General features: G+C 58.0%; 13 protein-coding genes. All 13 read left to right on the top strand.

The annotated features are described in order from the left end of the window. Positions 1 to 6 precede the first annotated feature (6 nt). A complete protein-coding gene (locus F9Z44_RS20820) occupies positions 7 to 609 on the top strand; it encodes a lytic transglycosylase domain-containing protein (RefSeq protein ID WP_159608883.1) in 603 nt (200 codons plus the stop codon). Positions 610 to 645: 36 nt separating this feature from the next. Next, positions 646 to 1,101: a hypothetical protein gene (locus tag F9Z44_RS20825; RefSeq protein ID WP_159608884.1), complete on the top strand. Its 456-nt coding sequence runs from the start codon at positions 646 to 648 to the stop codon at positions 1,099 to 1,101. Between the two features lie 197 nt (positions 1,102 to 1,298). Further along, the gene (locus F9Z44_RS20830; protein WP_159608885.1) at positions 1,299 to 2,063 is read left to right on the top strand and encodes a type IV secretion system protein; all 765 of its coding nucleotides are present in this window, start codon (positions 1,299 to 1,301) and stop codon (positions 2,061 to 2,063) included. Next, positions 2,060 to 2,923: a TrbG/VirB9 family P-type conjugative transfer protein gene (locus F9Z44_RS20835; RefSeq protein ID WP_236574439.1), complete on the top strand. Its 864-nt coding sequence runs from the start codon at positions 2,060 to 2,062 to the stop codon at positions 2,921 to 2,923. The genes F9Z44_RS20830 and F9Z44_RS20835 overlap by 4 nt, the downstream gene beginning before the upstream one ends. Before the next feature lies 1 nt (position 2,924). Further along, the gene (locus F9Z44_RS20840; RefSeq protein ID WP_159608886.1) at positions 2,925 to 4,223 is read left to right on the top strand and encodes a TrbI/VirB10 family protein; all 1,299 of its coding nucleotides are present in this window, start codon (positions 2,925 to 2,927) and stop codon (positions 4,221 to 4,223) included. Positions 4,224 to 4,234: 11 nt separating this feature from the next. After that, on the top strand, positions 4,235 to 5,872 hold the full coding sequence (locus F9Z44_RS20845; RefSeq protein WP_159608887.1) for a TcpQ domain-containing protein: 1,638 nt from the start codon (positions 4,235 to 4,237) through the stop codon (positions 5,870 to 5,872). Positions 5,873 to 5,889: 17 nt separating this feature from the next. Then, a complete protein-coding gene (locus F9Z44_RS20850; RefSeq protein ID WP_159608888.1) occupies positions 5,890 to 6,288 on the top strand; it encodes a TcpQ domain-containing protein in 399 nt (132 codons plus the stop codon). After that, positions 6,285 to 7,958, top strand: a complete 1,674-nt coding sequence (gene pilN, locus F9Z44_RS20855; RefSeq protein WP_159608889.1) for a PilN family type IVB pilus formation outer membrane protein — start codon at positions 6,285 to 6,287, stop codon at positions 7,956 to 7,958. The genes F9Z44_RS20850 and pilN overlap by 4 nt, the downstream gene beginning before the upstream one ends. After that, positions 7,958 to 9,271, top strand: a complete 1,314-nt coding sequence (pilO2, locus tag F9Z44_RS20860; protein ID WP_159608890.1) for a type 4b pilus protein PilO2 — start codon at positions 7,958 to 7,960, stop codon at positions 9,269 to 9,271. Before pilN ends, pilO2 begins: the two co-directional genes overlap by 1 nt. Next, a complete protein-coding gene (locus F9Z44_RS20865; RefSeq protein ID WP_159608891.1) occupies positions 9,258 to 9,842 on the top strand; it encodes a hypothetical protein in 585 nt (194 codons plus the stop codon). Before pilO2 ends, F9Z44_RS20865 begins: the two co-directional genes overlap by 14 nt. A 39-nt stretch (positions 9,843 to 9,881) precedes the next feature. After that, complete coding sequence (locus F9Z44_RS20870; protein WP_159608892.1) at positions 9,882 to 11,381, top strand: GspE/PulE family protein; 1,500 nt, start codon at positions 9,882 to 9,884, stop codon at positions 11,379 to 11,381. A gap of 2 nt (positions 11,382 to 11,383) precedes the next feature. After that, positions 11,384 to 12,463: a type II secretion system F family protein gene (locus F9Z44_RS20875; RefSeq protein ID WP_159608893.1), complete on the top strand. Its 1,080-nt coding sequence runs from the start codon at positions 11,384 to 11,386 to the stop codon at positions 12,461 to 12,463. Next, positions 12,460 to 13,029 (top strand): prepilin-type N-terminal cleavage/methylation domain-containing protein, encoded by a 570-nt coding sequence (locus tag F9Z44_RS20880; protein WP_236574440.1) that lies wholly within the window; start codon positions 12,460 to 12,462, stop codon positions 13,027 to 13,029. The genes F9Z44_RS20875 and F9Z44_RS20880 overlap by 4 nt, the downstream gene beginning before the upstream one ends. Positions 13,030 to 13,066 lie beyond the last annotated feature (37 nt).

Below are 13,066 nucleotides of genomic sequence, written 5' to 3' on the forward strand. Positions count from 1 at the left end.
CCGCGAATGAAGCTACTAGAAGTCGCTGTTTGCTGGCTTCTGCTCGCCTGTTCGACTGCGTCGCAGGCTCAGGGGCAGACCGCTCCCCAACAAATTGCTGGGGGTGACGGTGGAGCCGCTGTCACCCACTGTGTGCAGGACGCCGCTGGCCGTCACTCAGTCAATCCATGGATCCTCATGGCGATTCTGAAGGTCGAAAGCAACTTCAAGCCATCGGCTGTAAACAAGAACCCGAACGGCACTGTGGATCTAGGACTGGCCCAGATCAACTCGATGCACTTGAAGGAGCTGGGCCGCTACGGCATCGGCAAGCACGACCTACTGGATCCATGCGTGTCGACGTACGTGGCGGCATGGCATCTCGCCAAGCAGGTGCGCGAGTTCGGGAACACCTGGTACGCCGTTGGGGCATATCACTCACGCACCCGCTGTTTCAACGACCGCTACGTTGGGTTGGTTTGGAACACCCTAGTTACATGGGGAGCAGCGCCCGGCCCGACCAAGTCAGTGATGTCGCTCCAGTCGTGCGGATTCAAAGGCCCAGTCGCTGCTGGAAAAGCGCCCCGCGACAGGCATCAAAACACCTCGGTTTTGGCCTTTGATGAGTAGTCATCACCCAGTTCGGTAATGGTTAAGGAAAGCACCATGTTTGACAACGTTCTCCAGCAGGTTCTCGCGCTCTCAGTAGAGGACCGAAGGCGCATTCAAGGCGTGTTGAACGCCCTAGACAAAGCGCAGGCATCCCCGGGTTCCACTGCGAGCGAGCATCCTCCTGGTGCCTCGTTAGATGAGGCAACCAACTACGCGATCAGGACCGAAGAGCAAGAACTAACCGAGTGGCTTCAGACCGGTTCTGCTGATGCCCCGTATGTGCAGCTTGTACGCATTGACACCGCCATTTCCCAGTGCGAAACAGAGCAGGGCGTCGAAGTCCTGCAGGCCTATCGCAGGCGGCTTCTCGAAGATAACCCCGCTGTCGCAGTTCGGGCATCAGTCGTGAAGCTCGGTGCGGAGCGCCCCTTGTTGCTGGTTGGCGGAGTGATCGGATTGATCGTGGGCATCGTGGCCATCGGCCAGGGCATCTTCCGTAGCCTGTTCTAAGGCGACTTGTCGTTGCGACATCGCGCCGGCCGCCGTGCCTTTGCCAACTAAATCGCGGCTCCCTCATATCTCACTGGAATCCGTCATTCCACCTGTGCTTTTCTTTGGGCATTTGGAGGATATGACTGGAAACCCATTCGTTGGCGCAGCCTAGTTTCGTCCCGATATCCATAGCATCAGTTCTGAAAGGTACCTCTATGTCGTTCTTCCGAAAAAAACCCGAGCCGGAGCCACTCATCGGTCAAACCCGTGTCCTGGGCAGGCGTGGAGGGCAAGCTGCTGCTGAGCTTGCATCGCAGCCCAACACTCCTCCATCCGTGTTTGGTGATGCGGCTCACCAGTTTGGTGAGATCTATGGATCATCGAAAGTGGAGGCCACGCGCTGGTTCCTCATAGCGATGCTCTGTCTTGTGTTGGCATCGAGTGCAGTAGGTGCGCTGGTTCTGATCACGCCTCTGAAGGAGGTGCGCCCCTGGGTCGTTGAGGTCAACCCCACAACAGGGGTCGTCAACAGGCCAGTTGCCGTCGAGCGAATCGATCCCAACCTTGCAGTCGTTAAGGCCGAGCTGGCTCGATGGGTTGAGGCGGTTTATGCGATTGACCCTCAACGTTCGCGTGAATCGTTGCGCTGGGCCGCTGAACGAGCTGCTGGCAAAGCCCTTGGTCAGTTCACTGAATTCCGCGGCCGCGAACGCATCTTCGAACGGATTCGATCTGAGCCCGAAATGGTGCGCGAAGTGAAGATCACAGCCGTCGATGCAAGCCAACGCGGCACGGCCTTCATCTTTTTGACCACCACGGAGCGCGTTGGCAGCCAGCCCGTCAATCCGGAGCAGGTGAAGCGCTATCGGGTCACCCTCAACTACCAACTGACCACCGCCACGCAGGAAGCAGACCTGCTGGAGAACCCGTTGGGCATCTATGTCACCTACTTCAGCGACGCCGAGGAGCGACCACTGTGATCAAGCTTTCCCACTCCAAGAGTTTCCAGTGCCGTGCAGGCGCCATTGTTCTGGGCATCGTTGCTCTGTTCTCGGTGGCCGGTCATGCCCATGCGGAGTTGATCGCTACCCCATTGAGAGGGGACACCCGTTTGGTCGAATTTCAGTTCGACCAGGACAACACATTTCTTGTGCTCAGCAAGCCGCGCGCGGTTACCCACGTGCAGTTCGCACCGGACGAAACGATCCAGTCGGTGGCAGCTGGAGACACTGCCAATTGGGACATCACGCCTACCAAGAACCGCAAGAACCTGTTTCTGAAGCCGAAGTACGAAGACCTCGATACCTCGCTGACAGTGCTCACGGACAAGCGCACGTATCAATTCGTGCTGCGCTCCACCGGCGACGGGAAGAAGTGGTACCAGCGTGTTTCATGGGTGTACTCCCGCGAGGTCGTTCTCGACATGGAGCCCATGGTGGGCGACGAAGCAGCGACTTCTCAGGCGGGCTCAACGGCTCTTGCGCCGACCACCGCCAGTGGTTCAGACGCAACTGCAAGCGGCTACCCGGGTGGGATCGATCCCGGGAAGATGCGGTTTGGTTACAAGGTCGAGGGCGACGCCAAGTTTAGACCTGAGGTGGTCTTCGACGACGGAAGATTCACCTACTTCCGTATGCCCTCGGATCTCCAGGAGCAGCCAGCACTGTTCGCAGTCATTGAAGGCGACGACTTCAGCCTGGTCAACTACACCGTGAATGGCAACTACATCGTTGCTCAGCGAGTGTTGGAGAACGCTGTGCTGAAACTGGGCAAGCCCGAGGTGCGCATCAGGCGTGAGCCTCCCAAGCGTGGGTTCTTCGGCCAAACGACCGGGGAATGACATGCCAACGGCTAACGAAAAACTGATCTCCCATGAGGTTCCAAAGCCCGGCATCCCGCTGAAGAAGTCCACCATCGTCGCAGTAGCCGCTCTCGTTGCGGTGCTCGTCGGTTTCAGCTCGCTCCTGCTGCACGACGGCGGAAGCAAAGGAGCGGTAGCGGCCCCTGTTGCTCCAAAAGATGCGCCGCCTCCTACGACGGGTAACGCAAGTGTCATCGATGAAGAAAGCCGGCTTGCTGAGATGAAGGTTCCGGACGCTTCGCCCGTTCCACCTGCTGTGCGCCGGCCGAACGGTTCCGCCGCACTGTATGAAGACCAACTGTCAGCTATGGACAAGTCCGGTGGACCACTCGGTCCAGGCGGTCCTCTTGCGCAGGATCCACAAGCTGCTGCTAAGGCTCAGCAGGCCGCCCTCGATCTTGAGCGCGAGGCAGAGGTGCGACTCGCAAAGGCAGTGATCTTCGATTCCGATGGCGGAGCTGCGGCTGCGCCAGCTTCCCTCGGCGTTAGCGCTTCCCCCTTCGGACCTGGCGTAGAAGCGCTCGGCAGTGCTGGCGGCTTGCCATCACTGCCTTCTGGCGCAGACCGTGGCGCCGCTGCCTTGGAGGCTGCCATCAATAGGGCTCAGTTGGCACAGACCGGTGGCGGGGGCGGTAAGTCGTGGATGAAAGAGTACGCAGGGGATATTCAAAAGAAGGGCTCTTCATCCGCTCTGAAGTCCACCAAGTCAGATATCGAGTTCGTCTTGCATCAAGGCAAGGTGATTCCAGCTGTCCTGGGCCGCGAGCTCAACTCCGATCTACCCGGAAGGATCACCGCGTTCACCACGGTGAATATCTACGACTCGCTGGGGCGCGGTCACCTGCTGATTCCAAAGGGAAGTGTTCTCGATGGCCAGTACGACTCAGAGATCAAGGCTGGTCAAAGTCGAATGTTGTTTGCATTCGAGCGACTGATCTTGCCGGATGGAACCAGCTTCGACCTTCCTCCTGCGCCGGGTTCCGACATGCGTGGTGCGGCCGGTATCGAGGGCAACGTGAACAACCACTTTTTCAAGATGTTCATCAGCAGCTTCTTTGTGGCGGTCCTGGCTGACAAGACCACGATGCCAAGCGGCCAAACCAATATCGGCACTTCAGGGCCCACTACTGCCGCTGGCCAGGTGCTTGTCGATGTGAGCAAGTCGATTCTCGAACGCAACCGAGTCATTGCGCCAACCATCACTGTCCCTCAGGGCCAGCGAATCAACGTCGAGGTGGTGAGCGACATGGAGTTCCCGGGCAGCTACCGGACACGTTGATAGGAAACAACATGAAATTCAAATTCACGAAGATCACCGCAGCTGTCGCTTTCGTCCTGGTCACGACCACGGGCGCAATCGGAAGCGATTCAAAGCGCGTGGGCGCCTACGACTTTGGCTATCTCACATCAGGGCACCAAAAGGCGGCCCCGGTGCAAGTTTTCGATAACGGGAGGGCAACGTACTTCCAGTTCCGAGCGGGTGAAGCGATCCCAGCGATCTTCGCCAAAGTGGCGGGGGTTACTACCCTGCTGGTTCCCGAACACGAAGGCCCCTACATCAAGGTGCCAAGTGTTCATGGCGAGTTCACCCTCCAGCTGGGCCGATCCCAGGCCATGGTTGTTCATGGTGATGGCGTTCGCTTGGACGCGCCAGCCATTTCAACCGTTTCGCCCTCGGGTATGAAGGCTCCCTACATGGGCGGCCAAGTTGCACCCGGAACGCGGCTGGTTGCAAGTCTTGCTAGCCAGGCTCCAGCGATTGTTGATGACGCAGAAGACCGCAACAGCTACGCAACACCTGTAAAAGGCGATCGGGTGCAGTGGGGCACGGGCGAAGCTTCCACCCAGTCGTACGCTGTTTGGTTTGGCAAGGGCCGTTCGATCCTTGGCCCCCAGGGTAAGGCCCTCCTTGTCAAGTTGGCAAAAACCTCACCGCCTGGCACCACATTCACCCTGGTGGGACGCGATGACGATTCGCTGAAGGAAGGGATCGAGCAGGCGCGCGCCGAAGCGATGCGCAAGCAGATGATCCTCGGCGGGGCTCCCGCGTCTGCCATCGTCATGAAGAACGCGGTGACCGGCAAGGTGGAGAACGGGCTTTGGGAGTCCAACGTCCTCGTGGAGACACCTGCGCCACGCCGCGCAGCGTACACCGCGTCTGCAGAAGCCGCACAAGGTCGAGGCGCTGTCTCGTCGAACCTTGAGTCTTTGGTTCGCCAGGGCGTGCTCTCACTGGCGCAAGCAAACGCATTGATGGCCAGCAAAGGCATCAGCGCTCCTCAAGCTGTGAACGGGCCTGCTGTGGATGTTCCCCCAGGTGGATACAACATGCTTGCGTCCGACAGGACAGTCCATGGGACTGTCTCGCGGTGGGCGAATGCCCTCGGCTACACCGTGGTCTGGGAAGTGCCTCAAGAGCTCGACGCGCAAGTCAGTGGTGACGCCGCCATCAAGGCTTCAACCATGAAGGAAGCACTTGAGCGCCTTCTCTCCGGCCTTCGCAAGGCTGGGTACCACATCGATGCGACCGTCTACAGCAACCGGGTGATCCGATTCTTGCCGGCAGGTACACCGACGACGACGAAAGAGCCAGAGGCTCGACCCGCTCCAACAAACAGCATTCCGACGCAAAAAGTTGAGCAAGCTGCAGCAACGAACGGAAACAGGTACGAAGCCGCCTCGTCCTCATGGGTGGTCAGCGCTGAAGATAAGAGCATTGAACAGTTGCTAAACCGGTGGGGTCGCGATTCGAACTGGTCTGTTGTATGGAATGCCAAGGACACGGTGCCAATCACCGGAAACGCTGTGATCGATAAGCCAAGTTTCCTGACTGCCGCAGACCAAGTGATTGCCCAGGCGGGTAGCGCGGGCTACAGGGTCAGAGCAGTGGCATATGCAAACAACACGCTGGTCGTCAGCAGCTACTGAGATTCAAGGAAAACATGATGAACGCAAAACATTTCGCAATGGCATGCCTGGTTGTTTATTCCACTGTCGGTCATGCCCAGGTCATCCGCGTGGTGCCGGAAGCATTCCCGATTCAGGGCTCACCAGCCACTTTACCCATCCGGCCAATGGAGAAGGCACCGCCGCCGCCAGTCGACCGCACATTGTCAATCAAGGCGGGTGACCTGATTTCTCCGCGCATTGTTGAGTGGGCCCAGCGCAATGGGTACTCGCTCACGTGGGAAGCAGGTGAGTTCCGCAGCGGAGCTGACCTTGTGCTCACCGACTCCTTTGAAAAATCACTCGAAGCCTTCCTTGGATCTATGCGCTTCAACAAAGTGCAGCTCGAAGCAGAAATCTTCGCCAACAACGCTGTTCGCATCCTGGAGGTCAAGTGAACTTTATCAAGCACACCGTAGCGCTGAGCGCAGTGGCCGTCCTGGGTGGCTGCTCAACCTCCACCCTCACGCCAATCACGCAGGGCGTGAATGCCGTTCAAGCGGAAAGCGACCGCGCAAATGCCAACCTGCGGTCCGGAACTCCCATTGAACGCAGTGACGATAGCTTCATCCGTCGATCCACCAAAGTCTGGGTGCCGATCAGCAAGGTGGACGCAAAGATCGCTCCTGCCGCTGCTGCAGCACTGGGCCGCGACCTCGCAGTCAATCGCCGGTTTTCAGGCTTGAGCGAGATGGGTGCCTACATCACGCAGTTGACCGGTGTGCCGGTCAACGTGGCCAGCGCTGCTCTCAAGGCCAGCGTTGAAACAATGACCAGCGCCGGCGCTGAGGCTGCGGCCAGCAATTCGGGGACCCCTGGCTCGGCCTTGCCTCCTCCATCTCCCCTGCCGATGCCAATGCCTATGCCCAGCATGCCGGGCGCAATCGGTGCGCCAGCAACCGCGACCTCGCAGGTGGCCTCCATCGTTTACACGGGCAAAGTGTCGGGATTTTTGGACCTCGTCGCAGCTCGCTACGGTGTCAGCTGGGAGTGGGCCAACAACGGTATCCACATCTTCAAAACGAAGTCCCAGACCTTCCGCCTCGCCGCGCTACCTGGTGACACCAGTTTGGCGAGCAAGGTAGGTACCCAGTCCAACAACGCCACTGGCAGTACGCAAGGAAGCCAGGCCAGTGGCTCTTCCAACAGTGAGATGCGCGCCGGCGTTGAGTTTGCTGGTTTGAGTGTCTGGAAAGGCATTGAAGACAGTATCAAGACCATGCTGTCTCCCGCTGGCAAGCTGGTTGTGACCTCTGCTACGGGCACGATTACCGTCGAAGACACGCCAATGGTGCTCGACCGCGTCGGCAAGTTCATTGAAGACCAAAACAAAGCGTTGTCACGCCAAGTGGTGATCAATGTCCGTGTTCTGGCAGTCGACATCTCCAAGTCAGAGCAGTACGGCATCAACTGGGACATGGTCTATCAGAACGTGAACCGTGGGCTGGGCCTGAGTCTTGCAAACAGCAATCCTCTTATTGGTGGCTCGAATCTTGCACTCAGGGTGCTGTCCGGCTCTATGTTTGACGGCTCATCAGCCATGATTGAAGCGCTGTCCAAGCAAGGTCGCGTTTCACAGGTGACCTCGGCGTCTCTGGTCACGATCAACAACCAGCCCGCGCCAATTCAGGTTGGGCGGCAAACCGCCTATCTTGCGTCGAGCACGACCACCATTGGAACTGGTGGCGCCGGCAACACTGTCACGCTGCAGCCTGGTCAGGTCACCACGGGATTCAGCATGAACATGCTGCCCCACATCCTGGACTCCAAGCGATTGATGCTCCAGTACTCGGGCGATATCTCGACGCTCACCAACCTGGCTACGGTGAACTCGGGTGGTTCTTCCATTCAAACGCCTGAGATCGACACTCGTAACTTCCTTCAGCGCACCTTCCTCAACAGTGGCGAAACCCTTGTCGTGACAGGCTTCGAGCAGTTCGCCTTGAACGGCGATACGCAAGGTGTTGGGCATGCAGAAAACCTTGCGCTGGGTGGCCGGCTTAGTGCAACAAATACTCGCACTGTGCTTGTGGTGCTCATCCAGCCCGTGGTGGCAGGTGGTCTGTAATGTCCAAGGTTGAAACCGTCGAGTACGGCGGCGCGACCCTTGTCACGGGACTGCTCTGGCAGCCTCTGGCCGGGTCCAACCCGAGCGAGCGTCTCTCTGAGATCAAGGGGTACGGAAAGGAACTGAACCTCGATCTGCAGGTTCTGCAACGCGAGAACCTTTGCGTGGGAATGGCAAAGTCCAGTTCGAGCAAAGGGAGTGCTGCCGTAAAGCGCGGTGCTGTGTCACTGGCGGCCGCGCTTTCCACAAAGATGCACGAGCAACACAATGCTCGCGACTTCATCCTAGTGATGGAGATCGACAGCGGTGTGTGGTACTACCTCGCTCAGAAAGATGGCGTCATCCTCCCCGACGGAGATCAGGTGTACGGGGAAGAGGATGTCATCAAGTCCCGTTTCTACCAAGACGCCAGCTTGGGCGAGTGGACCCACTCGATCGTTCCCGGCCACTGGGGAATCTCTGGTTCGCTTGAGGCGCCGCAGCTCGAGCAGATCCTACCCCTTACCGGGAAGGGCAAGGGCAAGCTGAACTCCGCGAAGGATTGGCGCCTCGAGCCCATTTCCGTCAGCGCAGGCCAACTCCTAGCCGCCAACTTGAAGCCGATTGCCGTGTTGGTGGGCGTCATTCTGGCTCTCACCGTGGGCTTCGATCAATTCAAGAAGTGGCAGCGAGATCAGGCTATCGCTGAGGCCGCGCGCCTTGCAGCCGAACTCGCAGCCATGCAACCAGCTGTCATCCCGCGTCCACGTCCGTGGGGCGAGATCCCTCACGCTGCCGATCTGATGGCGGGGTGCATGCGCGCAACGGCTGGTGTGAAGTTGTTCCCCGGCAACTGGGATCTGGTTGGCTTGAACTGCTCGAACGGGGTAGTGACCATTTCTTGGCGTCCTCGTGCATACGGGTGGATCGAGCACCTCAAGCAGGTCGTTCCCGATGTGGTGATCTCGCTTGACGGAAGCCTTGCGTCCAGCACCAAGGCGCTTCCTCAGTTCCCCGCGGCCAATGACGAGGATCTATACACCGCGAATGAGCGCCTGGTTGTGATGTATGCAGCGGCACAGCGCTTCGGAGTGAAGTTCGGCGCAACACCCGCTGTGTCTCAAGCTCCCCAGCTGCTCCCTGGCCAGGGCGCTGTACCTCAGGAAGTTCCGCTTTGGGAAGAGGTCGGCTGGAAGGCAGAGGGGGTCACTCTGCCAGAGACAGTGCTTGCTGCACTCGACGGCAACGGTTTCCGCCTTCGCTCCATGAGCGGTCAATGGGTCAATGGTCAATTCATTTGGACGATGGAAGGTTCGCAATATGTACGCAAATAAGTTCTCAGGCCTCTTGGCTTTTCTCTCGTGCACCGTTTCTTTGGGTGCCTCGCTGGCCCAAGCGCAGGAGGTTCCTTCAACGGCACTAGCCAGCGTTCCTCCAGCTTCGGTGCCCTCTGTTACCACCGCCCCTCCATTGGCGTTGCGTACCAGCGAGTCTGCGAACCTCATTGCAGAGATCAATGAGCGCATGAGTGTCATGCAGGCTCGGCTGGCGGAGCTTGAGTTGCAGGCCAAGATCGCGGCCAAGAACGACGAGATCCGTCGCTTCGGCAAGCAGCCCGAGGGAATCGATGAAGGCTTCACGCCAGCCGTCATGGAAATCAGTGGTGTCGATGGAAAGCTGATGGCCAACCTGATGGTGCAGGGCGGAAACATCCAGACGGTGCGTGTTGGTGACAAGGTGGGTGGCTGGGACATCAAGTCGATTTCTATCGACTCTTTGACCATGTCCCGCGGCAAGGAAACCAAGCGCTTGAGCTTCGGCAGCTTTGTGCAGAGCCCGCAGCCAGCTGCACCACAGGGACCTCAGGTTCCCGGCATGGTCCCTGGAATGCCCTTTCCACGCTGAGCATCCCCCAAACGTCATCGGTTCCGGAGCTATTCGAACATGAAAGTATTGACTGCCAAAGGCGGTGAGATCTCCCTGACGGACGAGCTTCGTTCGATGGTTGCGTATCTCGATGACGGACGGTTGTTCATCTCAAAGTCGCACGTGTTCAACCCGCATGTGCGAGGGTTCGTCTCACGCTTGGAACATCAGGGCAAAAAATTTCAGATTCAACATTGCGACCTCGCCGTTATTGCAGGGTATTACGAGAGCACTGCAACTTCCGAAACGCAATCCAACATGCAGGTTGTTGCACGTCAGCTATTCGAACGAGCAGTCGAGCAGCGGGCTTCTGACATCCATATTCGGGTGAGTACCCGCCGTCGCACAGAAATCCTATTTCGCATCCACAACGATTTGACGTTCATTGAGGAGCATACGTTCGAATACGGTGATCAGCTGTGCACGACCATTTTCCAGGCCATGGCTGACGTATCCGACGCGACGTTGGAAAAGCTGAACAGGCAGGACGCACGGATCTCTGAACGAACCAAGATTCCCGAGAAGTTGGATGGCATCAGGATCGCAACTTCGCCCCAGGTGGACGGATTCATTTTCGTTCTGCGACTGCTCTACAACGATGCAAATGATGATCTTGACCTGGCACGTTTAGGGTTCCACCCCGAGCAGTGTCTGGCGATTGACACACTGAAAAAGAGCACGAGTGGCGTGGTGGTTATCGGTGGGCCGACTGGCTCGGGTAAATCCACGACTCTCCAGCGCACGCTTGGCTCCATCATCGCAGACACCGAAGGCCGCAAGCACATCATCACGGTGGAGGATCCACCGGAGTACCCAATTCCCGGCGCGGTGCAGACCCCTGTCACCAATGCTTCGACTGAAGAAGAGCGCTCAAGGGAGTACCAAAAGGCAATCAAGGCCTCCATGCGGCTCGATCCCGACATCATCATGTTGTCGGAGGTGCGAGACACCCCTAGCGCACGCCTTGCCGTCCAGGCTGCAATGACTGGCCACCAGGTGTGGACCACGCTGCATGCCAACAATGCACTGGGCATCATCGACCGCTTGATCGACCTCGGAGCAGATGCCGCGAACGTGATGGACCCCAGCACCATCGCAGGGTTGCTCTGCCAGCGTTTGGTGAAGGTACTTTGCCCCCATTGCAAAAAGCCGCTGACCGAACATACCGATCGTGTTCCACGTGAGGCGCTGGAACGCTACCTGAGCATCCTCAACATTTCCTCTGTATTTATCCAGGGCGAGGGCTGCCCGCATTGCCGCAACAGCGGTACAGCTGGTCGCACGGTGGTTGCTGAGGTTATTCCAACGGACGAACGTCTTATGCAGTACCTGCGTGACAAAGATCGTCTTAGCGCTCGGGAGTACATCACCAAGGAGCTTGGGTGCCTCTCGATGCTGGACCACACGATCCAGAAAATCAATGCCGGACTGGTGGATCCCTACCTTGCGGAAGATGTCGTTGGAATGCTGGTCACTCCAATCGTCCATGCGCCTCGGCGCCTTGAAGCGGTGGCTTGATCATGAATGAAATCGAGCTCAAGTATGCCCGTTGGGTTTTCCGGAACGGCACTGACCAGCGAAAGCGTGTGTGGAAAAAGCTCGCAAAGCTACTTTCCAACGGCGTCCAGCTCATTGAAGCGCTGGAGACGATGCGCGACCGTCGGGTTGTCCTCAAGGGCCCCAAGGAACCTGTCGCGGTCGCCCTTACTGAGTGGTTGCGCCGTCTGAAGAATGGTAGCCGCTTGTCTCAGGCCATCGAGGGATGGGTGGGTTCGGATGAGCAAATGTTGATTTCAGCTGGCGAACAGTCTGGTGAAGTTGACGCAGCACTGAACTCCACCACAGAGATCATGGATGCCAAACGGAAGATCCGAAGCGCGGTCATTTCCGGCCTTGCCTACCCGGGCTTCATGATGCTCATCGCGTTCGCCGTTCTCGTGATGTTCAGCTACAAGATCATCCCGGAGTTTTCGCAGATCGTCCCCTACGAGAAGTGGCAAGGGTTGCCAAAGATGATGGTGGACTTTGCGAACTTCGTAAGGTCCTGGATGCTTCTGCTTGCGGCTGTCCCTGTCTTGGCCATCACAGCCTTTGCGCTGAGCCTTCCACGCTGGAAGGATGGTTTGAGGATCAAGCTGGACCGATTCATGCCCTACAGCATCTACCGGATGCTGCACGGCAGCACCTGGATGATCAGCTTTGCCGCCCTTGTGTCAGCTGGTGTGCGACTTGAGAACGCCTTGGGGCAACTCATGGAGGGTGCATCACCGTGGATGCAGGTTCGCATCCAGGCGTGTCTCCGAGGGATGAAGTCAGGACTGAATCCAGGCGACGCTTTGCTCAAGACGGGATACGGCTTTCCCGACCCCGAAATCATTGATGACCTGGGTGTCTACGCACGCCTTTCAGGATTCGATGCCGCTTTGGCCACCATCGGCCGCGAGTGGATCAGCGAGTCGGTCGAACAAATCCAAACCATGATGAAAGTGGTATTTGGTGTAAGCGTTCTCATTGTCGGTTTGTTCATTGCCTTGATGGTTGGTGGACTCATCGGCATGGAACTTCAGATGACCGCAATCATGCAAGGAACCTACCGGTGACCAATCTTTTTACCAACGGAGAAACTATGAACTCGAAAATGACTTTGAAACCCCTGAAGAAGCAAGCCGGCATGACGCTGCTGGAATTGATCGCGAGTCTGTCCGTGGTCGCCGTCGTGGTCGTCGGTGCTTTGTCCCTTTACCAAAGTGCCACCGCATCTCAGCGCACAACCCAGATTACCCAAGATCTGACTGCGATTCGTGCTGCAACCAAGCAGATGTGGCAAGGCCAGGGCACGTTTGGCGCTAACGGCACGAGCTTGAACGACGTGTTGGTGGTGTCGAAGAAAGTGCCCACCACGATCCGCGTGGACACCACTACTGCTCCAGACACCCTGACGCATGCCGCCAACGGCACCGTCAACATTACCTCCAGCGTGACTACCTTCGACGTGGCCCTGACCAATATCGAAGAAGACCTTTGCATTCCGATGCTCACCGGCGCCCAGGGGTGGGTCAGCGTGACGGTTGCCGGTTCCGCTGCGATCACGGCTTTCCCCATCGCCCCTGCGACTGCCGTTACGGCGTGTGCGACGGGCACCGTTGTGACCTTCCGCGGCAACTGACCCTCATTGATCCATCGCCCCCCCTAACCATTGGGTG

The sequence above is a fragment of the Hydrogenophaga sp. PBL-H3 genome (genome assembly GCF_010104355.1).
Classification (GTDB): domain Bacteria; phylum Pseudomonadota; class Gammaproteobacteria; order Burkholderiales; family Burkholderiaceae_C; genus Hydrogenophaga.